The organism is Neisseria sp. HMSC061H08 (assembly GCF_001836795.1).
Taxonomy (GTDB): Bacteria; Pseudomonadota; Gammaproteobacteria; order Burkholderiales; family Neisseriaceae; genus Neisseria; species Neisseria subflava_A.
Map to the genome: position 1 here is coordinate 282,005 of NZ_KV830588.1, position 23,000 is coordinate 305,004.

The window sequence follows — 23,000 nt, forward strand, 5'->3', positions numbered from 1 at the left end:
ACAAGACTTCGAGAAAAACAGAAGTCCGCATTTCAAACTCCTATCTCCCCTGCCATCGCTAAAATTAGTTTTTGCCCTTTTTATCGCCGGCGGCCAAACGCATATTGATAAATTCCATCATCAAATCTTTTTTCGTCCAGAAAAAGGATTTCATTTTTTCCAAAGAATAGATTTTCCGAATCATCGCCGGCAATCCTGCGTAAACGATGGCCGCGACTTCGCCATTGGTTGTTTCATTGTCCATGGCGGCTTTGAGGTTTAGATTGTGCGTATTCAGGTAGTCGCAAAGCGCTTTTCTGACGCTGCTGCTGATTTCAAATTGTTTCATGTTTTCCGTCCATAATGCTTTTATAGTTAAATAGCATAGGATTCTAGCAAGTTTTTTGCATTGTGCATATCTCAACGTGCATATTATTGCGGAATTTACAATTTGGCTTTTGGGTAAAATCATGCCTGCAACACATTGTTGCGGTGCACCCTGTCGGATTGTTTTGACTATTTTGTTTCGGCTTGGGCCGCATTGCGGATAAAATAACGGTTTTAGGTGTTGAGGCCGTCTGAAATGTATTTGTGGTTTAAACTGTTGCACATATTTTTTGTGATTTCTTGGTTTGCAGGACTGTTTTATCTGCCGCGGATTTATGTGAATCTGGCGCAATTAGAACCCGGCAGCGCGGAATATGTACGGCTGACAGATATGTCGCGGCGGCTGTACCGCTTTATGTCGCCTTTGGGCTGGGGAACGCTGATATTCGGCGCGGCCATCGGCTTTGTCAACAATTGGTGGGGCAACGGCTGGCTGGCGGTTAAATTATTGTGCGGCCTGTTGCTCTTGGCTTACCAGCTTTATTGCGGCCTGTTGCTGCGCCGTTTTCAAAACGGCAGCAATGTGTATTCGCACCGCTGGTATCGGGTATTCAACGAACTCCCCGTTTTGATGATGGTGGCCGCGCTTTATATGGTGGTTTTCAAGCCGTTTTAATTTTCAGACGGCCTGTTTGGTAAATAAGGAAAGAATTCATGACGGTTGAAATCGAACGCCGCTTTTTGCTAGCGGATGACAGTTGGCGCGAAGCGGCAGGCGAGCCGCTGGTGTTGCAACAAGGTTATTTGAGCGTGGAAAAAGAGCGCACCATCCGTGTGCGGATTATCGGTTCGCAAGCCTGGCTGACCCTGAAAGGCTATATTTCCGACATGACGCGCAGCGAGTTTGAATACGAAATCCCGCTGGCTCATGCGCAGGCGATGATGGCGGATATGTGCCCGTTTAAAATGGAAAAATACCGCTATCGTGTCGAATTTGAAGGCTTTGTGTATGAAATCGACGAATATTTCGGCGACAATGCGCCCTTGATTGTGGCGGAAATCGAATTGCCGTCTGAAGATACCGAGTTCCCCAAACCGTCTTGGTTGGGCAAGGAAATCACGGCAGACGGAAAATTTACTAATGCGTATTTAAGCAAACATCCGTATTCGTCTTGGACGGAATAACGAGTACGACCCACATACAAAAAAGGCATGTATCGCACATGCCTTTTTTCTTTTCAGACGGCCTGATTTGCCTTACCGATATTTGCATCGAGCTGCTTTTGACATACCGTTTCAAATATCGGGCAAGTCCGTGTGTTTTATCCGTGTAACCTTACGCCGGACGACAGGCAACCATGTAGTTGACTTCGGTCGAGTCGCATAAGGAATAACGGCCGCTCAACAAATTGTAGGTCATGCCCTTGCTGCCGACGGTATCCAATCTGGCTTGGCGGCACATGCGCGCAAGTTCTGCCGGCGTGATGAATTTTTTCCAGTCGTGCGTGCCTTTGGGGACGAATTTCAACAGATATTCCGCACCGACAATCAGATGCAGATAAGATTTGGGATTGCGGTTGATGGTGGAGAAAAACACCATGCCGTCGGGTTTGACCAGTTTCGCGCAGGCTTGAACGATGGCGGCCGGATCGGGAACGTGTTCCATCATTTCCATACACGTTACCACATCGAAGCTGTGCGGCTGCTCGGCGGCGAGGTCTTCGACGCGGATGCAGCGGTAATCGATATTGGCAACGTGTTGGGCGGCCGCATGGGCAGCGGCGGTTTGCAGGGATTTTTCCGCCATATCGATGCCGGTAACGTGTTCTGCGCCGCGTTTGGCCATGCTCTCCGACAAAATACCGCCGCCGCAGCCTACATCCAGCACGCGTTTGCCTGCCAATCCGGCATAGCCGTCGATATAGTCGAGGCGCAAGGGATTGATGTCATGCAGGGGCTTGAATTCGCCGTTTTTATCCCACCATTTGTCGGCGATTTGGCTGAACTTGGCGATTTCGCCGGCATCTACGTTGTCGTGTTGATTGCTCATGGTTTGCTCCTGCATAAAATCATTCGCCTGATTTTAGCCGATTGCGCTTCAAAATAAAATGTTTCAGACGGCCTTTGCCTGTTTATCGGCCCTATTTCAACTTTCATCCGCCTGCCCATAAAAAACGCACCTTGCGGCAAGGTGCGTTTCAATCGGCATGATTTAGAATTTAGCGCCGGATTCGTTGGCCATGTAGTCAACTGCGGCTTTCACTTCGTCGTCGCTTAAGCTGCTGTTGCCGCCTTTGGCAGGCATGGAATTAAAGCCTTCGAGGGCGTGTTTGTGCAAGGTGTCTTTGCCTTGTTTAATGCGAGGCGCCCAGTCTTCTTTTTTGCCTACGGCCGGAGCACCGGGAATCAAGCCGCCGTGGCATGCTTTACAGTTCGCTTCAAAAACAGCTTTGCCGTCCACTTTGGCGGATTCGGCAGGCTTGGCTTCAGCGGCAGGCGCTTCGGCTTTCTCTTCGGGCTTGGCGGCTTCTTCAGGTTTGGCGGCTTCCTCTGCTTTGCTGGCAGCAGCTTCAACCTTATCGGCTGCTTCTTGAGCGGCAGATGCAGTCGCATCGGCAGCAGAAGCGGCTTCGTTTTTCACTTCAGATGCAACGGCTTGAGCAGTCTCTTGTGTCTCCTGTTTAGCCTCTTGGGAACAAGCTGTCAAACCAGCCATCATCATTACGGCAATCAGTAATTTGTTCATGTTCTGTCTTTCCTTAGTTTTAGTTTAAATCACTGTTTTATATAAACAGCTTAAAAATTCTAGCATAGAAACTAATACCTTCGACCTACACTATAATAAATATTGGCATAAATCAGATTTTGTCACAAAAACAGGAAAAACATATTGACACCACACCTCTACTCAGATAGAAATTCACGCCCATTTGTCATTTAGTGTAATAATTTTCATTTTATTGTTCAACCAGTTATCCTCTTAATTTTTAAAGTTTCTTTTTAAATTCAACTTTTTACAAACTTTCAAGATAATACAATAAGCATTAAACCGACTCTTATCCTAAAAAGGCCGTCTGAACCCAAATCAGGTTTCAGACGGCCTTTTTGAATCATGTTAATAAATATTTGCCGCTTGGCTATGCAAAAGACACCAGCAGGCTTATCTATTTATGTGGTTATTCATATCCCGACTACGATTTAATCCAGTACCGCCATTAACCTTTTGCCAATGTTTCAGCTTCAACCCACAATCCCCGCTTCTGCTCTGCCGTCAATTTCTTAATGCCGATTTCCCGTTTCAGCGCTTCACTTTTGTTCAGGCCGTCTGAAACGATGCGCATCTCGACAGGCTTGTTCAACCTCGTGTATTTCGCGCCTTTTCCTGACAAATGCGCCGCAAATCGCTCTTGCGGACGGTTGCTGATGCCGCAATAAAACGCGCCGTTTTCGCACAAAATCAGGTAAACGCTCCAATTTTCCGCGTTCATAAATCCCCTTCCTTGGCAAAACTCTCGGTAAAAATGCGCACGGCAACCTCGGTTTTGGCAGACTGCACACGATAAGGCGTGACCAAATAAAGGCTGACCGGCGGCAATGTCCATTCAGGCAAAACCGCTTTCAGACGGCCTTGTGCAATTTTCTCCCTCACTTCGCCGCCCACTTGTAAAGACAACCCGAAACCGCTTTCGGTCAGTCTGCACACGGCGGCAAGATGCGTGCAGGCAATGCTGTCGGCGATGTCGAGGAAATAGCTTTCTTCACCATTTTGCAAGGTCGTGCGGACAGGTAAAAAATGCAGCCAGCGGTGGGAGTGAAGCTGCGAGGGATGGGTAATGGACGGATGCCGGTCGAGATAATCGGACGCAGCGCAAATCATATACGGCCACGTCACGAGATGGCGCGCAACCAAATTGGGATCGTCTAAAGCCCGGTCGCCGCCGCGTATGGCGATGTCGGTCTGATTATGTTGCAGGTCGTCCAAAGTATCGCTGAAATTGAGGACAGGGCGGATTTTTGGGAACTCGGCTTGCAATCGCGAAAAGGCCGTCTGAAAAGCGCGGGACTCGATGACGGTGGAAGTCAGGGAAATACGCAATTCGCCGACGGGTTCGGTTTTGAGGTTGTCGATAACGGTATGCGTATCGGCAACAGTCGTGGCAAGGCGGCGGCAGTATTCGCCCAAGGCTCTGCCGGCATCGGTAGGCGCAAGGCTACGCGTGCTGCGGTTTAACAGCTTGATGCCGTGCAAGGTTTCGAGGCGGTTGATGTGCTGGCTGACGGCAGACGGAGTCATGCCCAGCGCGGCAGCGGCGGCATTCATGCTGCTGTGCTCGAGGACGGCGGCAAAAACAAGTAAGGGTTTGATGTCTTGCATTCTGCTTTGATTGTTTAGTTAAACTTCACAATCATAACAGTAAATCAGGGGTTATCAAGCGTTTCAGACGGCCTTACAATGCACTCATCTAATCAATCACATCCCCACAAGGAGTCAAACATGAAAATCGCAGTTATCGGTGCAACAGGTTATGTCGGCAACGCAGTCGTTCAAGAATTGGCAGGCCGCGGTCATGAAGTGACCGCTTTCGCCCGCAATACGGACAAAGTATTCCAAGCGCAAAATGTTGCCGCAGTCTCCGCAGATGTCAACGCAGCAGATTTTGCCGACAAACTGGCCGGTTTTGATGCCGTGGTCAGCGCGTTCAACCCGGGCTGGACCAATCCGAACATCGGCGCGGATTTCACACGCGGCGCAAACAGCATCGTCGAAGCGGCAAAAGCAGCGCAAGTGCCTTATTTGTTGGTCGTCGGCGGCGCGGGCAGCCTGTATGTGGCACCCGGTTTGCAAGTTATCGATACGCCTGACTTCCCAAAAGAAATTTTCGACGGCGCCAATGCCGCACGCCATCTCTTGGCAGAACTCCTGCCGCGCCGCGATGTAAACTGGTCTTTCGTTTCCCCTCCTGCACGACTGGGTGCGACCGGCGGTTTCAGCGAAGACAAAACCGGCAAATACCGCTTGGGCAAAGACGATTTGCTGATGGACGGTGAAATTCCGGCAGGCATCAGCGTGGCTGATTTGGCAGTCGCCATCGCCGACGATGTGGAAAACAAAGCGCATTTGTTTGAACGCTTTACCGTCGCCGCTGTTTAATCGTCTCAATTTAAAGGCCGTCTGAAACCCAAAGTTTCAGACGGCCTTTTCATATTCGGATCGATAGAAATAAATATTTAATTACAATTTTGCTATAGCAAACATAACTAACTTCCGATATTTCAAGGCTTCCAACCTCGTCAGTCCCACCTGCGCGGAAATGACGGCAATAGGTATTGCGTATCGAAAATAAAGTAATTGGGCTATATAAAACAAAAACCCCCGTTTCCACCCACCTCAAACGGCAGGCGGTTTTAATTCAATTTGATTTTTCGAGCCACCACCAATTTCGTTATCTATAAAATCATTGAATTGTTGACGGAACTCCATTGGTCGGGCGATATAAGGAATTGGAGCATGACTGCCGCCCGTCCCTCTGACCACTACGGAGCCATAATTGAAAATCCTGCCCCAAAAACCTTGATTTACCGAAATACTTTCGATACGGTTGATATTTATCTCAATTGTTTGCCGGCGGATAAAGCCAAACTTAGCGATAACCCTTTTGTTAGTTAAAGCAAGCTCGGTTGTCATTACATTCAATACCGCGAACACTATAAATACGATACCGATTACCCACATCAACAGCAGGATACCGAAAAAAATCCTCCAGAATTGGGAAAACCACGATACTTGCGCTTTATAAACAATACGTTCATTCCGCCCTAAAGAGTTTTCAACATAACTTACCATTTGACGTTCTCCACATTAGATATTTTCTAAAAATACGGATTATAATCCGTGGATAAATAAACGTCAAAATTGGATATTTTGAGATTTGTGAAGACAAATCTCATGAGTAAAATCAGTGTTTTGATAGGTATAAAAATCCGAGAAATCCGCAAACAGTCCAATATCAACCAAGAAAGCTTAGCCTTACTTGCCGATATAGACAGAAGCTATATGGGTAGAATAGAAAGGGGGGAGGTCAACATAACGGTTGATAAACTATATCAACTGTCTTCTGCTTTAAACTGTTCCGTACACGACTTACTGCCGGATGATTTGGAAATTAAAAATACTTGAACCATTCAAGTAGTACACCCACATTGCCAATCTGCTAAAAAGGTCGTCTGAAACCCCAAAACCCAAAGTTTCAGACGGCCTTTTGCTATAATACGCACATTAAATTTATCTATACGCGAGTTCTCATGTCCGCAACCCAACCCACCATCGCCGCCATCGCCACCGCACCCGGACGCGGCGGCGTCGGCGTCATCCGTCTTTCCGGCAAAAACCTGCTGCCTTTGGCGCAAACCCTCAGCGGTGGCAAAACGCCCAAACCGCGCACCGCGCTTTACACCGACTTTCTCGGCGGCGACGGGCAGCCGATAGACAACGGCATCCTGCTCTACTTCGCCGCCCCCGCCAGCTTTACCGGCGAAGACGTGATTGAGTTGCAGGGACACGGCGGCCCCGTGGTGATGGACATGCTGCTTTCGCGCTGCCTCGAACTGGGCGCACGCATGGCCGAGCCGGGCGAATTTACCAAACGCGCCTTCCTCAACAACAAACTCGACCTTGCCCAAGCCGAAAGCGTCGCCGACCTTATCGACGCCTCCAGCAAGTCCGCCGCACGCATGGCGTTGCGTTCGCTCAAAGGTGCGTTTTCCCAACACATACACGAGCTGGTAGACGACCTTATTACTTTGCGGATGCTAGTTGAAGCCACGCTGGACTTCCCCGAAGAAGACATCGACTTTCTCGAAGCCGCCGACGCGCGCGGCAAGCTCCAAGCCCTGCAAGGCCGTCTGAAAACCGTACTCGCCAGCGCAGAACAAGGCGCGATTTTGCGCGAAGGCATGAACGTCGTCCTCGTCGGCGCGCCCAACGTCGGCAAATCCAGCCTGCTCAACGCCTTGGCGGGCGACGACATCGCCATCGTAACCGACATCGCCGGCACCACCCGCGACACCGTGCGCGAACAAATCACCCTCGACGGCGTGCCCGTCCACATCATCGACACCGCCGGCCTGCGCGAAACCGACGACGTGGTCGAACAAATCGGCATCGAACGCAGCCGCAAAGCCGTCTCCGAAGCCGATGTCGCCCTGATTCTGATTGACCCGCGCGAAGGTGTGAACGCCAAAACCCAAGCCATTTTGAACAGCCTGCCCGAAGGTTTGAAAAAAATCGAAATCCACAACAAAGCCGACCTGACCGGCGAACCCGTCGCCGTGCGTTCAGACGGCATCGCGCAAACCGGCGCGGAAAGTGTCATCAGCCTATCCGCCAAAACCGGCGCAGGCCTCGATTTGCTCAAACACGCACTGTTGCAGGAAGTCGGCTGGCAGGGCGAAAGCGAAAGCCTGTTCCTCGCCCGCAGCCGCCATCTCAACGCCCTGCACGAAGCCGAAGCCGAGCTGGAAAACGCCGCACTCTGCAACAACAACCAAATCGAGCTTTTCGCCGAACACCTGCGCCTCGCCCAAAACGCCTGCAGCGAAATCACCGGCGAATTCACCGCCGACGATTTGCTGGGCGTGATTTTCTCGCGCTTCTGTATCGGCAAATAAAACGGTTTACCATCAAAGACAAAGGCCGTCTGAATGTTCAGACGGCCTTTTTTATCACCAAAACAAGCTTAATTTCACTTGCGTTTATTTATTGGCAGCTTCTGCCATATTTTTTGCGATTTTGGTTGCGCCAACTGTCAAACCGGACATACCGATCAAAGAAGCCGCTGCCATTTTGATTAATGTTTTCATTTTAACTCTTTTCTGTGTATTTAAGGGTGTGTTGTGTATTTTTTATTTGTCGGCATCAGCCATATTGTGTGCGATATTGGTTGCGCCGACGGTCAGGCCGGACATGCCAATTAAAGAGGCTGCAGCCAGTTTGATTAAAGTTTTCATTGTTTGTCTCACTTTCTTGTCTGTCGGCCGAAAAACGGCCTAAGTTGCGTTTTCTAAGGTATTATAATTGATTCGTTTATAATTGAATTATTTGTGTACGGCCGTTTCAATATTACGGGAGATGCCGATGGCAGAAGCGGATATTCCGGACATACCGATTAAAGAAGCGGCAGCAAGCGTTATTAAATGTCCCATTTTCATTAATCCTTTTTCATAGAAACAAAATGTTATTTAACAACATACACATTTTTTCATCGGCATCTGCGCTACCGACAGGGCGAATCATACCGTTTTAAATGTAAACTAATGCAGATTAATCGTAAATATATAGCGCAAAAATCAAACATAAAGATATTTTTTGTTAATTTACATTATGTTTTGAAAATGACACCGATGTCTTACCAAATGACACCGATGTCTTGATTACATACGCACTACAAATGTGTTTCATTTCCCCCATAAAATCGCGCTTTTTTTGTTGCAAAATTGCACTCTAAATAAAATACATTTTAAAATTCAATATCTTATAAATTTATATTTATTACCACAAAAATATTCAATTAGTCAAAACCAATACCTTTAATAGCTTCTTTTAAAGAAAACACACGTTTCTAGCGCATATCCGACCATAAAATGCGTTGCAAATATATGATATAGTGAAACATTCTGCGTATTGACTATTTCCAGCATGAACACCACCCTAATCCTGACCGGAGCGGCCGCATTTTTTATCGGCGCGCTGTTTGCTTGGCTGATAACACGCTACCAAGCCCAAAGCCGACACTTTATTGTTTTGCAAGAATTGACCGAAAGCCGCCGCCTGCATGAGTTTGCTGAACAGGTGCAGGCTCAAACTGCGGCGGACTTGGCGCAAAGCCGCCATACCGTGCAAGAATTGCAAGACGAATTGCAGGAGACAGGCAACCGCTTTGCCGCAGCCGAAAAACAGATTGCCTATCTGCAAGATTGCGAGGCAGAAGCCGAAGCTTTAAAACACGAATGTGCAAAATGGCAGCAAAGCGCGCAAAACCTGCAAATCAACAATGAGCGCCTAAACACGCAGCTGGTTCAAGAGCAGGCATTGAGTGCGGATAAAAATACGCTTTTGCAACAACAAGAAGCGGAAAAAGGCCGTCTGAAACAAGACTACGACACGCTGTTGGAGCAAAACCATGCGCTGCAAGTCCAAAACGAACGCCTCTCCACACAACTGACGCAAGAAAAAGCCAATATCGACGACAAAAACAGCCTTTTACAGCAACAGGAAGCCGAAAAAGGCCGTCTGAAACAAGAATACGCCGCCCTTTTGGAGCAAAACCACGCGCTTCAAGTACAAAACGAGCGCCTCAACACCCAATCGGAAAAAGACCGTCAGGCTGCCGAAGAAAAGCTGTCCCTGCTGGCAGATGCACGTAAAAACCTGAGCGACCAGTTCCAAAACCTCGCCAACACTATTCTGGAAGAGAAAAGCCGCCGCTTTACCGAGCAAAACCACGACCACCTTCAGCAACTGCTTAATCCGCTCAACGAACGCATACACGGCTTCAGCGAGCTGGTTCAACAGACTTATGAAAAAGAAGCCAAAGAACGCCTGACCATCGAAAACGAGCTCAAACGCCTGCAAACCCTCAACACCCAGCTCCACCACGATGCCAAAGCGCTGACCACCGCGCTGACCGGCACGCAAAACAAAACCCAAGGCAACTGGGGCGAGATGATTTTGGAAAGCGTATTGGAAAATTCCGGCCTACAAAAAGGTCGCGAATACATCGTCCAAGCTTCCAGCATCCGCCATGAAGCAGATGGCACCCAACGCCGCCTCCAGCCTGACGTCCTCATCAATCTGCCCGACAACAAACAAATCGTTATCGACTCCAAAGTATCGCTTACCGCCTACGTCCGCTATACGCAAAGCACCGGCGCAGAAGCAGAGCGCGAGCTTGCCAACCACGTCGCCAGTATTCGCGCCCACATCAAAAGCTTGGCCGCGAAAGATTACACCGACCTTGAGGGCGTCAAAACGCTGGACTTCGTCTTTATGTTCGTCCCTGTCGAACCAGCCTACCTCCTCGCCCTGCAACACGATCCGAACCTCTTCCAAGAGTGTTTCGACAAACGCATCATGCTGACCGGCCCCAGCACCCTGCTCGCCACCCTGCGCACCGTTGCCAATATCTGGCGCAACGAGCAGCAAAACCAAAACGCGCTGGCGATTGCCGAAGCCGGCAGCAAACTCTATGATAAATTTGTCGGCTTTGTCGAAAGCATGGACGGCATCAATAAAGCGCTCGGTCAGGCTCAATCTCAGTTTCAGACGGCCTATGGCCGCTTGGTTTCCGGCAGGGGCAACCTCATCAGCAGCACCGAAAAACTGCGCAAATTGGGCATCAAAGCCGGCAAACAGCTGCAACGGGATTTAGTAGAAAAGGCCGTGTCAGAAACTGAAGACCATGCCGCCTTGCCGACCGCACAAGACCAAGAAAATGACTGACAAAATTTAAGACATTGCAAATAAAGGGAATTTAACCAATGAGCAACATCACCATCGTCCTTGCCGCCGATACCGGCTACGCCGAGCAGGTTCATACCCTGATGAAGTCCGTCTGTACGCACAATACAGGTGTCAATTTCTACCTTATGCACAACACCTTCAGGAAAGAATGGATCAACTATACCAACCAAAAACTCGCCGCCAGCGGCAGCCGTCTGAATGATGTCAAAATCGAAATGGACTTCAGCCAATATCGCCGCCTGTCCCATATTTCGGATGCCGCATTTTTCCGCCTGATGATGCAGCACCTGCCCGTCGACCGCGCCCTTTATCTCGACAGCGATATGGTGGTTACCCAATCCCTGCACGATTTGTTCAACCTCGATATGCGCGGCTATCCCGTTGCGGCAGTACAAGATTCCTTTCTTGCCCGTACCGATTGGAACCACCCGACCGGCCTGCACACCACGCCCTATTTCAATTCCGGTATGTTGTTGGTCGACCTGGCGCAATGGCGGGAACAGAATATCGCGGCGCAACTGCTGCAAACTGCTACCACCATTGACAAATCCGTTCCCTACGGCGACCAATGCTTTCTAAACACCGTATTTCAAAAAAACTGGCTGCAACTAGAAGAATCTTGGAACTTCCAAACCGGCGCAGTCGAATACTTCCAAAAACGAAACCTCAGCGAAGTATTCCCCAAACCCGACACCGTTCCGCCCGTTATCCACTACACCACACGCGCCAAACCGTGGTTGTGCGATTATGGCGAGATTCCTTTTATCGAAATCTATTGGCAATACTATTGCGCCGACTGGCCGAAAGCATAATTTCAGGCAAAGCCCCTCTCCTTCGATGACTCTTAAACAACCCATCATTAAAAACAAAAGGCCGTCTGAAATCGTTTCAGACGGCCTTTAAGCCATAAAAAAACAGGCAGAACATTCTGCCTGTTTTTTGTTCAAACCCGACCGTAAAGCAGGCTTTTCCATCCACCCTCAGTCGGCGTCATCGTTATCCGATTAAATACCGCGCAACAATTCATTCACGCTGGTTTTCGCACGGGTTTGCGCGTCCACACGTTTGACGATAACCGCGCAATAGAGGCTGTGGCTGCCGTCTTTGGAAGGCATACTGCCGGATACGACAACCGAACCTGCCGGTACGCGGCCTTGATAGATTTCGCCGGTAGTACGGTCGAGGATTTTGGTGGATTGACCGATGAACACGCCCATAGAAATCACGCTGCCTTCTTCGACAATCACACCTTCGACAATTTCAGAACGCGCGCCGATGAAGCAGTTGTCTTCAATAATGGTCGGGCTGGCTTGCAGAGGTTCGAGTACGCCGCCGATGCCGACGCCGCCGCTCAAGTGCACGTTTTTACCGATTTGCGCGCAAGAGCCGACAGTCGCCCATGTATCGACCATCGCACCTTCGTCAACGTATGCGCCGATGTTGACATAAGAAGGCATCAACACGACATTTTTCGCTACAAAGCTGCCGCGGCGGGCAACCGCACCCGGAACTGCGCGGAAACCTGCGCTGCGGAATTCGTCTTCAGACCAGTCGGCAAATTTAGTCGGCACTTTGTCAAAGTATTTGTTCACACCGTCGTTGAGGATTTCATTGTCCTGAATGCGGAAAGACAGCAATACGGCTTTTTTCGCCCATTCGTTGACTTTCCATTCGCCCACGCCCAAACGCTCAGCAACGCGCAGTTTGCCGGAGTCGAGTTGATGAATGGTTTCCAAAACCGCTTCACGCACTTCCGGGGTAACGGTATTCGGATTGATTTCGGCACGGTTTTCAAAAGCCGTTTCAATGATGTTTTGCAAAGACATGTTGATTCCTTCAAGAGATCAGGGCCGTCTGAAACCTATTCAGGCCACCCTATTACAAATATTTAACTCGTTATTTTGCCATGTAAAAGCGATTTCGTCAGCTATTAACATGATGAGCGCCGAGCGTTACACGACCGGATTTCGGCTAAGCCAAGGTTTTCAGACGGCCTGTTCAAATGAATTGAATCGCATTTATTTTCTAACTAATTTTCCAGCTAAGATATACAGACTGTCGATTCTGCCGACACGCCGTGCCGATAAATCAATTACCGCCAATCTTTTGCAGCAGATTTTCAGCCACCGCGCCGCATTCGATATTCCGCTTTAACGGTTTCGCGTTCCAATCCTTCAAGGCCATCTGAAAATCGGCAAAATCCATCAACTGTGAACCGAAACGGCGCATATGTTCGGTATCCTGCTGACAGTCTATCAGCGCAACGCCCAAATCCGCCAAAAACGGTACGGCGCAGGCAAACGCAATCTTGGATGCATCGGGACGCAAAGCAAACATCGACTCGCCATAAAACACGCAGCCGATTTGCACGCCGTAAAACCCGCCAGCCAACTGCATTTCGCCTTGCTTATCTGGCAGCCAACATTCAAACGAATGCGCATGCCCCTGATGGTGCAGCTTCAAATAGGCCGTCTGAAACGCAGGTTCTATCCACGTTCCGTCCTGTTCCGGACGCGGCACATCGGCGCAATGGGCAATCACTTTTTCAAAGCAGCGGTTGACCGTTACCCGATACGGCTTGTTGCGCAAAGTTTTGGCGAGCGATCGGCCGATATGCAGGCTTTCCGGCACAATCACGGCACGCGGCGCAACCGCATACCAGAAAAACCAACCGTCGCGGCTAAACCACGGAAAAATCCCCTGCCCATACGCCGACAACAGCCGCCCCGTATCCAAATCGCCGCTGACGCCGACCAAGCCGTCGCATTCTGCCAAAGCGTAAGACGGGTCGGGGAAACGATAATCCCGTGGCGCAAGTAAAGGAATCTTCATCGCAAAGCCCATAAAGTTTCAGACGGCCTCAGGCTGAAAATGCCCAAGGCCGTCTGAAAAATCAACATACAAACTGATTAACGTTTGGTTTTGGTTTGGCATTCGCCGCATACGCCGTACATATACAATGCGTGGTCGACAATGCGGTAGCCGTTTTCTTCGGCGATTTTGTCTTGCAGCGCTTCGATTTCCGGATTGTGGAATTCGGTTACTTCGCCGCATTTTACGCAGACGATGTGGTCGTGGTGATCGCCTTTGTCCAATTCGTAAACCGCTTTACCGGTTTCAAAATGGTGGCGTTGCAAAATGCCGGCCTGTTCAAACTGGGTCAGCACACGGTAAATCGTCGCCACGCCGATTTCCACGCCCTCTTCCAACAGGATACGGTACACATCTTCCGCACTCAAATGCTCCTCGGCATGAGTCTCGAACAAGTCCAAAATTTTCAAACGTGGACCCGTAACTTTCAAACCGCTGTCTTTCAATTGCGCAATGTTGCTGAATTTTTCCATAATATTCAATATCCCTGTAAGGTAATAACCGTTATAATACGCACTTTCCGCCCGTTTGCCCACTATTGGGCCGTTAAAGGGCGGCAATCTGCCGCCGGTCTTGCAATTGAAAATCGGCGAAAAGAAAAATTAAGAAGATGATTATCGTTTGCTTTTTGAAAATATTCAAGCGATGATAAACATCTTTCCCGAAATGACACAGAAAGGTAAGCCCGTGAATAAAGCCTTATGCCTTGCCATCGCCGCTATTTTAGGTCTGGCCTCATGCAGTGCCGAGCGCGTATCCAACTTTCCATCCTACAAACTCAAAATCATTCAAGGTAACGAGCTCAATCCCCGCGCCGTGGTTTCCCTGCGCCAAGGTATGACCCGCGACCAAGTCCAACTGCTGCTCGGTACGCCGCTCCTGCGCGACGCATTCCATGCCGACCGCTGGGATTACACTTTCAACACCAGCCGCAACGGCATCATCAAAGAACAAAGCAACCTGACCCTGTACTTTGAAAACGACGTCCTCGCACGCGCCGAAGGCGATGCCATTCAAAAATCCATCGAAGCGGTTCAAGCCGGACAAAACATCGTTCCGACCACCGAAACCAAGCCGAAATAAGGAAGCCCCATGAGCGCATTGAAAATCGCCATTGCCGGCGTCAACGGCCGCATGGGGCGCGTTTTGGTTGAAGCAGTCAACAACCATCCCGATGCCGTCCTCTCCGGCGCACTCGAGCATTCCGGCTCGGAAGTATTAGGTTTGGATGCAGGCTTCGCCTCCGGCCTCAAAACCGGCGTTGCCATTTCAGACGACGTGGATGCCGTACTGGCTCAAAGCGATGTCCTTATCGACTTTACCCGCCCCGAACCAACCCTGAAACACCTGCAAAAATGCGTGGAAAAAGGCGTCAACATCATCATCGGCACGACCGGTTTTGACGACGCAGGCAAAGCCGCTATCCAAGCCGCAGGCGAGAAAATAGGCGTTGTCTTCGCCGCCAACTTCAGCGTCGGCGTCAACCTGACCTTCCACATCCTCGACACCGTCGCCCGCGTGTTAAACGAAGGCTACGACATCGAAATCATCGAAGGCCACCACCGCCACAAAGTCGATGCCCCAAGCGGTACCGCGTTGCACATGGGTGAAGTCATTGCCGACGCCCTCGGCCGCGACCTCAAAGAATGCGCCGTTTACGGCCGCGAAGGCCACACCGGCCCGCGCGATCCATCCACCATCGGTTTTGCCACCGTCCGCGCAGGCGACATCGTCGGCGACCACACCGCCCTCTTCGCCACCGACGGCGAGCGCGTGGAAATCACCCACAAAGCCAGCAGCCGCATGACCTTTGCCGCCGGTGCCGTACGCGCCGCAGTTTGGGCAAACGGCAAAAAAGGCCTGTACGATATGCAAGACGTACTGGGTTTGAAAAACCGATAAACCCGCATCATCAGGTTTCATCCCTGACAAGGCCGTCTGAAAGCACAACGTCGATTTTCAGACGGCCTTATTAAAAAGAAAGCCCCACCATGTCCTATCAACAAATTACCATCAACGTCAACGATGCCGTCGCCGAACGCCTTGCCGACGCGCTGATGGAACACGGCGCATTGTCCGCCGCCATTGAAGATGCCTACGCCGGTACAGAAAACGAGCAGGCCATTTTCGGCGAGCCGGGCATGCCGACCGAGCAAATCTGGCAACAAAGCAAAGTTATCGCCCTTTTCGGCGAAAGCGACGACGCCGCTTCCATTATCGAAGCCGCCGCGCAGGAATGCGGTTTGAACGATTTGAAATACACCGGCGAAATCCTTGAAGATCAAGACTGGGTACGCCTGACCCAAGCGCAATTCGACCCGATTCAAATTTCCGACCGCCTGTGGATTACCCCGTCTTGGCACGAAGCGCCCAACGGCAACGCCGTCAACCTGCAACTCGACCCGGGCCTTGCCTTCGGCACCGGCAGCCATCCGACCACCCGCCTCTGCCTCAAATGGCTCGACACGCAGCTCAAAGGCAGCGAAAGCGTGTTGGACTACGGCTGCGGTTCAGGCATTTTGGCCATTGCCGCCCTCAAACTCGGCGCAGGCTCCGCCATCGGCGTAGATATTGACGAACAAGCCATCCGTGCCAGCAAAGACAATGCCGCGCAAAACAACGTCGACGCGCAGTTCTACCTGCCGGACGGCCTGCCGCAAGGCCAATTTGATGTCGTTGTCGCCAACATTTTGGCCAATCCCCTGCGTATGCTCGGCGAAATGCTTGCCGCGCGTACCAAACAAGGCGGCCGCATTGTTTTGTCCGGCCTTTTGGACGAACAAGTCGAAGAACTCAGCGGCATTTACAGCCAATGGTTCGACATCGAGCCTGCCGAAATCGAAGAAGGCTGGGCGCGATTGAGCGGCGTCAAACGCTAAAGCTGTTTTCCGATACAAAGGCCGTCTGAAATTTAAGCTTTCAGACGGCCTTTTTGCACTTAAAACGCTGAATATTCCAGCAAAATCAGGTATAATTGCCTATTATTTTGACCTTTCGGAACACATCCGCCGCGCCCGTTTGACATTTCATCGCGCGCACGGAAAAATTCCTTGAAATTCAGCAAGAAAAGACCATGACTGACCAAAAACACGAAGAATACGGCGCCGACAGCATACAAGTGCTGGAAGGCTTGGAAGCGGTACGCAAACGCCCCGGTATGTATATCGGCGACACGCAGGACGGCAGCGGCCTGCACCACATGGTGTTCGAGGTGCTCGACAACGCCATTGACGAAGCGCTCGCCGGACATTGCGACAAAATCACCGTAACCATCCATGCCGACAATTCCGTCAGCGTGGCCGACAACGGCCGCGGCATGCCGACCGGCATCCACCCGAAAGAAGGCCGCTCCGCCGCCGAAGTCATCATGACCGTCCTGCACGCAGGCGGCAAATTCGACAACAACAGCTACAAAATCTCCGGCGGCCTGCACGGCGTGGGCGTATCCGTCGTCAACGCACTGTCCGACTGGGTAACGCTGACCATCTACCGCGACGGTAAAGAACACTTCGTCCGCTTCGTACGCGGCGAAACCGAAGAGCCGTTGAAGGTTGTCGGCGATTCCGACAAAAAAGGCACGACCGTGCGCTTCCTCGCCAGCGCGGAAACCTTCGGCAATGTCGAATATAGCTTCGACATCCTCGCCAAACGCATCCGCGAACTTTCCTTCCTGAATAACGGCGTGGACATCGAGCTGACCGACGAACGCGACGGCAAACACGAAAGCTTCGCCCTCTCCGGCGGCGTGGCCGGCTTCGTGCAATACATGAACCGCAAAAAAACGCCGTTGCACGAAAAAATCTTCTACGCGTTCGGCGAAAAAGACGGCATGAGCGTCGAATGCGCGATGCAGTGGAACGACAGCTACCAAGAAAGCGTGCAATGTTTCACCAACAACATTCCGCAACGCGACGGCGGTACGCACCTGACCGCGCTGCGCCAAGTGATGACCCGCACCATCAACAACTATATCGAAGCCAACGAAGTAGCCAAAAAAGCCAAAGTCGAAACCGCCGGCGACGATATGCGTGAAGGCCTGACCTGCGTTTTGTCCGTCAAACTGCCCGACCCGAAATTCTCATCGCAAACCAAAGACAAACTGGTTTCCAGCGAAATCGGCCCCGTCGTCAACGAAGTCATCAACCAAGCCCTGACCGACTTCCTTGAAGAAAACCCGACCGAAGCCAAAATCATCACCAGCAAAATCGTCGATGCCGCGCGCGCGCGCGAAGCCGCACGAAAAGCCCGCGAAATCACCCGCCGCAAAGGCGTGATGGACGGTTTGGGCCTGCCGGGCAAACTCGCCGATTGCCAAGAAAAAGACCCTGCCCTGTCCGAACTCTACCTCGTCGAGGGCGACTCCGCAGGCGGCTCCGCCATGCAAGGCCGCGACCGCAAATTCCAAGCGATTTTGCCGCTCAAAGGTAAAATTTTGAACGTCGAAAAAGCACGTTTTGAAAAAATGCTGGCCAGCCAAGAAGTTGCCACGCTGATTACCGCTCTAGGTGCAGGCATCGGCAAAGAAGAATTCAATGCCGAAAAACTGCGCTACCACCGCATCATCATCATGACCGATGCCGACGTGGACGGCGCGCACATCCGCACCCTGCTCCTGACCTTCTTCTACCGCCAAATGCCCGAGCTGGTCGAACGCGGCTACATCTACATCGCCCAGCCGCCTTTGTACAAAGCCAAATACGGCAAACAAGAGCGCTATCTCAAAGACGAATTGGAAAAAGACCAATGGCTGCTCGGTTTGGCCTTGGAAAAAGCCAAAATCGTTTCAGACGGCCGCACCATCGAAGGCGAAGAGCTTGCCAATACCGCCAAACAATTCCTGTTGGCCAAAACCGTCATCGAGCAAGAAAGCCGCATTATTGACGAACTCGTCCTGCATGCCATGCTGCACGCTTCGCCGGTCGACCTCAGCACGGCAGAAAGCGCAGACCGTGCCGTTGCCGAATTGAGCGGCCTCTTGGACGAAAAAGAAGTCGCACTCGAACGCATCGAAGGCCACGAAGGACACCAGTTCATCAAAATCACACGCAAGCTGCACGGCAATGTGATGGTGAGCTACCTCGAGCCTAAGTTCCTCAACAGCAAAGCCTATCAAACCCTTACCCAAACCGCCGCCGCACTCAAAGGCATGGTCGGCAAAGGGGCGAAGCTCTACAAAGGCGACAACGAATACGACATCGACAGCTTTGAAGCCGCTTTGGACATCTTGATGAGCGTTGCCCAAAAAGGTATGTCCATCCAACGATACAAAGGCTTGGGCGAGATGAACCCGGAACAACTTTGGGAAACCACGATGGACCCTACCGTCCGCCGCCTCCTGAAAGTCCGCATCGAAGACGCCATCGCCGCCGACGAAGTGTTCGTCACCCTGATGGGCGACGAAGTCGAACCGCGCCGCGCCTTCATTGAAAACAACGCCCTGCTGGCACAAAACATCGACGCCTAAGCATGGAAAGATAAAAGGCCGTCTGAAAAACGATTTTCAGACGGCCTTTTTGTTTTTGTACTTTATTTCTTACAACTCAAATTCCAACAACTTCACGTATTTTAGTAGAGCGTTCCAACTGATTCGGATTCGGGACAATCCCAAATACCCTGTTTGAAACGCTCCAATCCATTTCCGATTTATTCCGCTTTCCCTAAAATCATCGCATCGCCATAGCTGAAAAAGCGGTATTCCTGTTCCACGGCATGACGGTAAACGCTGCGGATATGCTCCATGCCCGAAAACGCGCTGACAAGCATCAGCAAGGTTGATTTGGGCAGGTGGAAGTTGGTAATCAATCGGTCGGCAACATTGAAGCGGTAGCCCGGCGTAATGAAAATATCGGTATCGCCGCGACCTGCTTTCAGACGGCCTGTTTCGCGTGCGGCGGATTCCAAGGCGCGCATGGAGGTTGTGCCCACTGCCCACACTTTATTGCCGCGTACTTTGGCGGCTTCAACGGCGGCAACGGTCTCGGCCGGTACGTCAAACCACTCGCTGTGCATTTTGTGTTCTTCAATTTTATCGACGCGCACGGGTTGGAATGTGCCGGCACCGACGTGCAGGGTTACTTCTGCGGTTTCTACGCCTTTGGCTTTCAGACGACCCAATAATTCATCGGTAAAGTGCAAGCCTGCCGTCGGCGCGGCCACTGCGCCTTGATATTTTGCGTACACGGTCTGATAGCGGCTGTCGTCTTCATCATCGGCCGCGCGTTCGATATAAGGCGGCAAGGGCAGATGGCCGTTTTGCTCTAAAAGTTCGTAAACGGTTTGCTCGCCTTCAAATTTCAGGCAAAACAATTCTTCCGCACGCTCCAGCATGACGGCGCGGATATCGCCTTCAAAAATCAATTCTGTACCCGGTTTCGGCGATTTGGACGAACGGATATGCGCCAATGCGGTATGCGCGTCCAATACCCGCTCAATCAGGGCTTCGATTTTTCCGCCACTGGCTTTTTGGCCGAACAGGCGTGCCTTCATCACTTTGGTATTGTTAAACACCAGCACATCGCCCGGTGCGACATAATCGGGTAAATCGCCGAAATGTTTGTCTTCAATCGGCAATGTAGGCAAGGCAACCAGAAGCCTGCTACTGCCGCGCACTTCCGGAGGATGCTGAGCAATCAGTTTTTCGGGCAATTCAAAATCAAAATCGGAAATATCCATTGTCGTGCATACTTTAAAAAAACAGGCGCCATTATACGCGCAAAGTTGGTTTTCAGACGGCATGTTTTGTCGAAAAACCAATAAATTAGAATAAACGCTCTTGAAAAAATCACTTTTTAACGAAAATCAGCGTTCCTTTCTTTTTTCGCCGAAAAACGCCTTTTTTCTATCTTTTACTGGACATTTACCGACAAGTTCGGGAAAATAACCAGATTCATTTCTCAGGCTCCGCCCTGTTCCGACATTATTTAAACGCCGGATGGCAAACCTACCTTCCGACGTCTCAGGAAATCATCTAAAACCACAGCGGCGCATACCCAATATGCACTTTATGCCGCGCTAAAAAGGAAAAGCAATGGATTTGCGTAAATTAAAAAAACTGATTGATTTGGTCGAAGAATCAGGCATTGCAGAAATTGAAGTTACCGAAGGCGAAGAAAAAGTCCGCATTACGCGTACCACTGCCGCCGCAGCGCCTATTTATGCTGCTCCGGCACCTGCCGCAGCCGCTCCGGTTGCCGCCCCTGCTGCTCCGGCCGCAGCCGCTCCGGCCGCCGCCCCTGCCGCTCGCGATTTGTCCAACGCGCAAAAATCGCCTATGGTAGGTACGTTCTATCGCGCTCCCGGCCCGAACGCCGCAGCTTTCGTTGAAGTAGGTAAACAAGTAAAAGCCGGCGATACTTTGTGCATTATCGAAGCCATGAAGCTGATGAATGAAATCGAAGCCGAGAAATCCGGTGTCGTTAAAGAAATTCTGGTTGAAAACGGTACCCCAGTCGAATACGGCGAGCCGCTCTTTATCATTGAATAATCCGCTTTTTCAGACGGCCTTTATCTTCAAGGCCGTCTGAAATTCCTTTTTCTGTTCATTAAGGACAAACCATGCGTCTGATTTTGGCTATTTTCTTGCCATGGCTTCAGTTTTTCACCATCGGCCGTCCGTTTGCAGGCATCATCTGTCTGATTCTGCAGTGTACGCTGGTTGGCTGGATACCGGCAGCCATGTGGTCGGTTTACGCCTTGAGCCAATACAAAACCGACCAAAAAATCCGCAACGCATTAGGCGGCCGCTGAGGCCGTCTGAACCATCCGGAAAGATTATCATGCTGAAAAAAGTATTGATCGCCAACCGGGGCGAAATCGCCCTGCGCGTCCTGCGTGCCTGCCGTGAAATGGGCATCGCCACCGTCGCCGTCCATTCCGAAGCCGACAAAGACAGCCTGCACGTCAAACTCGCCGACGAATCCGTGTGCATCGGCCCTGCCGCATCTGCACAAAGCTACCTCAACATTCCCGCCCTCATTGCTGCCGCCGAAGTAACCGAAGCCGACGGCATCCACCCAGGTTACGGCTTCCTCGCCGAAAACGCCAATTTTGCCGAACAAGTCGAACAATCCGGCTTTGTCTTCATCGGCCCGAAAGCCGACACCATCCGTCTGATGGGCGACAAAGTATCCGCCAAACACGCCATGATCGAAGCCGGCGTGCCTTGCGTTCCCGGTTCTGACGGCGCATTGCCGGACGATGGCGAAGAAATCCTCAAAATCGCCGATAAAGTCGGTTATCCCGTCATTATCAAAGCCTCCGGCGGCGGCGGCGGTCGCGGTATGCGCGTCGTCGAGAAAAAAGAAGACCTCCTCCAGTCTGTCGAAATGACCAAAGCCGAAGCAGGCGCGGCATTCGGCAACCCGATGGTTTACATGGAACGCTATCTGCAACGTCCGCGCCACGTCGAAATCCAAGTGATTGCCGACGAACACGGCAACGCCATCTACCTCGCCGAGCGCGACTGCTCCATGCAGCGCCGCCACCAAAAAGTCATCGAAGAAGCACCGGCTCCGTTCATCACTGAAGAAGAACGCGCCAAAATCGGCAAAGCCTGTGCCGACGCTTGCAAACGCATCGGCTATCGCGGCGCAGGTACGTTTGAATTCCTGTACGAAGACGGCGAATTCTTCTTTATCGAGATGAACACACGCGTTCAGGTTGAGCATCCGGTTACCGAGCTCATCACCGGCGTAGACATCGTCCAAGAGCAATTACGCATCGCATCCGGCCTGCCTTTGCAATACAAACAGGAAGACATTCAAGTCGAAGGCCACGCGTTTGAGTGCCGTATCAACGCCGAAGACCCGTACAACTTCATTCCAAGCCCCGGCCTGATTGAAAGCTGCCACCTGCCCGGCGGCTTCGGCGTCCGCGTTGACAGCCATATTTACCAAGGCTACCGCATCCCTCCTTACTACGACAGCCTGATCGGCAAAGTCTGTGTCGTCGGTAAAGACCGCGACCAAGCCATGGCCAAAATGCGCGTTGCCCTCGATGAGCTGGCGATTACCGGCATCAAAACCAATACGCCGCTGCACCGCGACTTGTTCAGTGATCAAGGTTTCCAAAAAGGTGGTGTCAGCATCCACTACTTGGAACACTGGCTGGAAGAACGCAAAGCCAAACTGGATAAATAACCCTTTGTTTTAACTAAAAATAAGGCCGTCTGAAACGCAAAATAAAGTTTCAGACGGCCTTTTTTAAGGCGAAGCAGGCTTCTTCAAATACCGCGTGGACTTTGACGCGCTGGAGAGCCTGCCTGAATTGAAAGCGGGCAAAATCGGTGCGATTTGCTGTTCGCGCC

At 51.2% G+C, this 23,000-nt stretch carries 24 protein-coding genes and 1 pseudogene; 15 read left to right on the top strand and 10 right to left on the bottom strand.

Annotated features, from left to right (window positions below; translation table 11 throughout):
* Positions 1-64: 64 nt before the first annotated feature.
* Positions 65-328 carry a hypothetical protein gene (locus tag HMPREF2675_RS10355; protein ID WP_070815006.1) on the bottom strand — a complete coding sequence of 88 codons (264 nt, stop codon included), beginning with the start codon at positions 326-328 and terminating at the stop codon, positions 65-67.
* A 234-nt stretch (positions 329-562) separates the two neighbouring features.
* Between HMPREF2675_RS10355 and HMPREF2675_RS10360 the strand changes: the two genes are divergently transcribed.
* Positions 563-982, top strand: a complete 420-nt coding sequence (locus HMPREF2675_RS10360; RefSeq protein WP_036492713.1) for a CopD family protein — start codon at positions 563-565, stop codon at positions 980-982.
* Between the two features lie 38 nt (positions 983-1,020).
* Positions 1,021-1,491, top strand: a complete 471-nt coding sequence (locus HMPREF2675_RS10365; RefSeq protein ID WP_004520907.1) for a CYTH domain-containing protein — start codon at positions 1,021-1,023, stop codon at positions 1,489-1,491.
* A 151-nt stretch (positions 1,492-1,642) separates the two neighbouring features.
* Here HMPREF2675_RS10365 and ubiG read toward each other — a convergent pair whose 3' ends face one another.
* The 4 genes from ubiG to HMPREF2675_RS10385 all read right to left on the bottom strand — a co-directional run bounded on the left by ubiG (position 1,643) and on the right by HMPREF2675_RS10385 (position 4,681).
* Positions 1,643-2,356: a bifunctional 2-polyprenyl-6-hydroxyphenol methylase/3-demethylubiquinol 3-O-methyltransferase UbiG gene (gene ubiG, locus HMPREF2675_RS10370; RefSeq protein ID WP_210399861.1), complete on the bottom strand. Its 714-nt coding sequence runs from the start codon at positions 2,354-2,356 to the stop codon at positions 1,643-1,645.
* A 162-nt stretch (positions 2,357-2,518) separates the two neighbouring features.
* Positions 2,519-3,052, bottom strand: a complete 534-nt coding sequence (locus HMPREF2675_RS10375) for a c-type cytochrome (protein WP_070815008.1) — start codon at positions 3,050-3,052, stop codon at positions 2,519-2,521.
* Positions 3,053-3,521: 469 nt separating this feature from the next.
* Positions 3,522-3,794 carry a GIY-YIG nuclease family protein gene (locus HMPREF2675_RS10380; protein WP_070815009.1) on the bottom strand — a complete coding sequence of 91 codons (273 nt, stop codon included), beginning with the start codon at positions 3,792-3,794 and terminating at the stop codon, positions 3,522-3,524.
* Positions 3,791-4,681 (bottom strand): LysR family transcriptional regulator, encoded by an 891-nt coding sequence (locus HMPREF2675_RS10385; protein WP_070815010.1) that lies wholly within the window; start codon positions 4,679-4,681, stop codon positions 3,791-3,793. Before HMPREF2675_RS10385 ends, HMPREF2675_RS10380 begins: the two co-directional genes overlap by 4 nt.
* A gap of 120 nt (positions 4,682-4,801) precedes the next feature.
* On the opposite strand from HMPREF2675_RS10385, the gene HMPREF2675_RS10390 reads away from it, so the two are divergent.
* The gene (locus HMPREF2675_RS10390) at positions 4,802-5,458 is read left to right on the top strand and encodes an NAD(P)-dependent oxidoreductase (RefSeq protein WP_070815011.1); all 657 of its coding nucleotides are present in this window, start codon (positions 4,802-4,804) and stop codon (positions 5,456-5,458) included.
* Between the two features lie 237 nt (positions 5,459-5,695).
* Here the strand turns inward: HMPREF2675_RS10390 and HMPREF2675_RS10395 are convergent, their stop codons facing one another.
* A complete protein-coding gene (locus HMPREF2675_RS10395; RefSeq protein WP_070815012.1) occupies positions 5,696-6,151 on the bottom strand; it encodes a PH domain-containing protein in 456 nt (151 codons plus the stop codon).
* Positions 6,152-6,253: 102 nt separating this feature from the next.
* Between HMPREF2675_RS10395 and HMPREF2675_RS10400 the strand changes: the two genes are divergently transcribed.
* From HMPREF2675_RS10400 to HMPREF2675_RS10415, 4 genes are all read left to right on the top strand, one after another.
* Positions 6,254-6,484 carry a helix-turn-helix domain-containing protein gene (locus tag HMPREF2675_RS10400; RefSeq protein WP_049344313.1) on the top strand — a complete coding sequence of 77 codons (231 nt, stop codon included), beginning with the start codon at positions 6,254-6,256 and terminating at the stop codon, positions 6,482-6,484.
* Positions 6,485-6,609: 125 nt separating this feature from the next.
* On the top strand, positions 6,610-7,974 hold the full coding sequence (mnmE, locus tag HMPREF2675_RS10405; RefSeq protein ID WP_070815013.1) for a tRNA uridine-5-carboxymethylaminomethyl(34) synthesis GTPase MnmE: 1,365 nt from the start codon (positions 6,610-6,612) through the stop codon (positions 7,972-7,974).
* 1,027 nt (positions 7,975-9,001) lie between these two features.
* Positions 9,002-10,804, top strand: a complete 1,803-nt coding sequence (gene rmuC / locus HMPREF2675_RS10410; RefSeq protein ID WP_070815014.1) for a DNA recombination protein RmuC — start codon at positions 9,002-9,004, stop codon at positions 10,802-10,804.
* A 38-nt stretch (positions 10,805-10,842) separates the two neighbouring features.
* The gene (locus HMPREF2675_RS10415; RefSeq protein ID WP_070815015.1) at positions 10,843-11,637 is read left to right on the top strand and encodes a glycosyltransferase family 8 protein; all 795 of its coding nucleotides are present in this window, start codon (positions 10,843-10,845) and stop codon (positions 11,635-11,637) included.
* A 192-nt stretch (positions 11,638-11,829) separates the two neighbouring features.
* Here HMPREF2675_RS10415 and dapD read toward each other — a convergent pair whose 3' ends face one another.
* The 3 genes from dapD to fur all read right to left on the bottom strand — a co-directional run bounded on the left by dapD (position 11,830) and on the right by fur (position 14,232).
* Positions 11,830-12,651 carry a 2,3,4,5-tetrahydropyridine-2,6-dicarboxylate N-succinyltransferase gene (gene dapD, locus HMPREF2675_RS10420; protein WP_003749076.1) on the bottom strand — a complete coding sequence of 274 codons (822 nt, stop codon included), beginning with the start codon at positions 12,649-12,651 and terminating at the stop codon, positions 11,830-11,832.
* 262 nt (positions 12,652-12,913) lie between these two features.
* On the bottom strand, positions 12,914-13,657 hold the full coding sequence (gene aat / locus HMPREF2675_RS10425; RefSeq protein WP_070815030.1) for a leucyl/phenylalanyl-tRNA--protein transferase: 744 nt from the start codon (positions 13,655-13,657) through the stop codon (positions 12,914-12,916).
* Between the two features lie 77 nt (positions 13,658-13,734).
* The gene (fur, locus tag HMPREF2675_RS10430; protein ID WP_003682812.1) at positions 13,735-14,232 is read right to left on the bottom strand and encodes a ferric iron uptake transcriptional regulator; all 498 of its coding nucleotides are present in this window, start codon (positions 14,230-14,232) and stop codon (positions 13,735-13,737) included.
* 151 nt (positions 14,233-14,383) lie between these two features.
* On the opposite strand from fur, the gene HMPREF2675_RS10435 reads away from it, so the two are divergent.
* The 4 genes from HMPREF2675_RS10435 to gyrB all read left to right on the top strand — a co-directional run bounded on the left by HMPREF2675_RS10435 (position 14,384) and on the right by gyrB (position 19,160).
* Positions 14,384-14,779 carry an outer membrane protein assembly factor BamE gene (locus HMPREF2675_RS10435; RefSeq protein ID WP_003749079.1) on the top strand — a complete coding sequence of 132 codons (396 nt, stop codon included), beginning with the start codon at positions 14,384-14,386 and terminating at the stop codon, positions 14,777-14,779.
* Between the two features lie 9 nt (positions 14,780-14,788).
* Complete coding sequence (gene dapB / locus HMPREF2675_RS10440) at positions 14,789-15,598, top strand: 4-hydroxy-tetrahydrodipicolinate reductase (protein WP_070815016.1); 810 nt, start codon at positions 14,789-14,791, stop codon at positions 15,596-15,598.
* A gap of 89 nt (positions 15,599-15,687) precedes the next feature.
* Positions 15,688-16,575: a 50S ribosomal protein L11 methyltransferase gene (gene prmA / locus HMPREF2675_RS10445; RefSeq protein WP_070815017.1), complete on the top strand. Its 888-nt coding sequence runs from the start codon at positions 15,688-15,690 to the stop codon at positions 16,573-16,575.
* A 194-nt stretch (positions 16,576-16,769) separates the two neighbouring features.
* A complete protein-coding gene (gene gyrB, locus HMPREF2675_RS10450; protein WP_003749083.1) occupies positions 16,770-19,160 on the top strand; it encodes a DNA topoisomerase (ATP-hydrolyzing) subunit B in 2,391 nt (796 codons plus the stop codon).
* Positions 19,161-19,339: 179 nt separating this feature from the next.
* On the opposite strand, the gene queA is transcribed toward gyrB, so the two are convergent.
* Complete coding sequence (gene queA / locus HMPREF2675_RS10455; RefSeq protein ID WP_070815018.1) at positions 19,340-20,368, bottom strand: tRNA preQ1(34) S-adenosylmethionine ribosyltransferase-isomerase QueA; 1,029 nt, start codon at positions 20,366-20,368, stop codon at positions 19,340-19,342.
* Positions 20,369-20,723: 355 nt separating this feature from the next.
* Here queA and accB point away from each other — a divergent pair, with 355 nt between their 5' ends.
* The 4 genes and pseudogenes from accB to HMPREF2675_RS11320 all read left to right on the top strand — a co-directional run.
* Positions 20,724-21,179: an acetyl-CoA carboxylase biotin carboxyl carrier protein gene (accB, locus tag HMPREF2675_RS10460; RefSeq protein WP_070584624.1), complete on the top strand. Its 456-nt coding sequence runs from the start codon at positions 20,724-20,726 to the stop codon at positions 21,177-21,179.
* Between the two features lie 71 nt (positions 21,180-21,250).
* Positions 21,251-21,442, top strand: a complete 192-nt coding sequence (locus HMPREF2675_RS10465; RefSeq protein WP_003680299.1) for a YqaE/Pmp3 family membrane protein — start codon at positions 21,251-21,253, stop codon at positions 21,440-21,442.
* 29 nt (positions 21,443-21,471) lie between these two features.
* Positions 21,472-22,833 carry an acetyl-CoA carboxylase biotin carboxylase subunit gene (gene accC / locus HMPREF2675_RS10470; RefSeq protein ID WP_036492667.1) on the top strand — a complete coding sequence of 454 codons (1,362 nt, stop codon included), beginning with the start codon at positions 21,472-21,474 and terminating at the stop codon, positions 22,831-22,833.
* 67 nt (positions 22,834-22,900) lie between these two features.
* A pseudogene (locus HMPREF2675_RS11320) lies at positions 22,901-23,000 on the top strand (valine--pyruvate aminotransferase); the annotation flags it as partial.

What these genes read in the sequence shown, in the direction of transcription:
- mnmE (WP_070815013.1), top strand. Translation starts at nt 6,610, where the DNA reads ATGTCCGCAACCCAACCCACCATCGCCGCCATCGCCACCGCACCCGGA.
- gyrB (WP_003749083.1), top strand. Translation starts at nt 16,770, where the DNA reads ATGACTGACCAAAAACACGAAGAATACGGCGCCGACAGCATACAAGTG.
- dapB (WP_070815016.1), top strand. Translation starts at nt 14,789, where the DNA reads ATGAGCGCATTGAAAATCGCCATTGCCGGCGTCAACGGCCGCATGGGG.
- HMPREF2675_RS10380 (WP_070815009.1), bottom strand. Translation starts at nt 3,794, where the DNA reads ATGAACGCGGAAAATTGGAGCGTTTACCTGATTTTGTGCGAAAACGGC.
- HMPREF2675_RS10415 (WP_070815015.1), top strand. Translation starts at nt 10,843, where the DNA reads ATGAGCAACATCACCATCGTCCTTGCCGCCGATACCGGCTACGCCGAG.
- HMPREF2675_RS10355 (WP_070815006.1), bottom strand. Translation starts at nt 328, where the DNA reads ATGAAACAATTTGAAATCAGCAGCAGCGTCAGAAAAGCGCTTTGCGAC.
- HMPREF2675_RS10395 (WP_070815012.1), bottom strand. Translation starts at nt 6,151, where the DNA reads ATGGTAAGTTATGTTGAAAACTCTTTAGGGCGGAATGAACGTATTGTT.
- HMPREF2675_RS10385 (WP_070815010.1), bottom strand. Translation starts at nt 4,681, where the DNA reads ATGCAAGACATCAAACCCTTACTTGTTTTTGCCGCCGTCCTCGAGCAC.
- ubiG (WP_210399861.1), bottom strand. Translation starts at nt 2,356, where the DNA reads ATGAGCAATCAACACGACAACGTAGATGCCGGCGAAATCGCCAAGTTC.
- HMPREF2675_RS10390 (WP_070815011.1), top strand. Translation starts at nt 4,802, where the DNA reads ATGAAAATCGCAGTTATCGGTGCAACAGGTTATGTCGGCAACGCAGTC.
- HMPREF2675_RS10365 (WP_004520907.1), top strand. Translation starts at nt 1,021, where the DNA reads ATGACGGTTGAAATCGAACGCCGCTTTTTGCTAGCGGATGACAGTTGG.
- aat (WP_070815030.1), bottom strand. Translation starts at nt 13,657, where the DNA reads ATGAAGATTCCTTTACTTGCGCCACGGGATTATCGTTTCCCCGACCCG.
- accC (WP_036492667.1), top strand. Translation starts at nt 21,472, where the DNA reads ATGCTGAAAAAAGTATTGATCGCCAACCGGGGCGAAATCGCCCTGCGC.
- queA (WP_070815018.1), bottom strand. Translation starts at nt 20,368, where the DNA reads ATGGATATTTCCGATTTTGATTTTGAATTGCCCGAAAAACTGATTGCT.
- prmA (WP_070815017.1), top strand. Translation starts at nt 15,688, where the DNA reads ATGTCCTATCAACAAATTACCATCAACGTCAACGATGCCGTCGCCGAA.
- HMPREF2675_RS10375 (WP_070815008.1), bottom strand. Translation starts at nt 3,052, where the DNA reads ATGAACAAATTACTGATTGCCGTAATGATGATGGCTGGTTTGACAGCT.
- HMPREF2675_RS10465 (WP_003680299.1), top strand. Translation starts at nt 21,251, where the DNA reads ATGCGTCTGATTTTGGCTATTTTCTTGCCATGGCTTCAGTTTTTCACC.
- HMPREF2675_RS10360 (WP_036492713.1), top strand. Translation starts at nt 563, where the DNA reads ATGTATTTGTGGTTTAAACTGTTGCACATATTTTTTGTGATTTCTTGG.
- rmuC (WP_070815014.1), top strand. Translation starts at nt 9,002, where the DNA reads ATGAACACCACCCTAATCCTGACCGGAGCGGCCGCATTTTTTATCGGC.
- accB (WP_070584624.1), top strand. Translation starts at nt 20,724, where the DNA reads ATGGATTTGCGTAAATTAAAAAAACTGATTGATTTGGTCGAAGAATCA.
- dapD (WP_003749076.1), bottom strand. Translation starts at nt 12,651, where the DNA reads ATGTCTTTGCAAAACATCATTGAAACGGCTTTTGAAAACCGTGCCGAA.
- HMPREF2675_RS10400 (WP_049344313.1), top strand. Translation starts at nt 6,254, where the DNA reads ATGAGTAAAATCAGTGTTTTGATAGGTATAAAAATCCGAGAAATCCGC.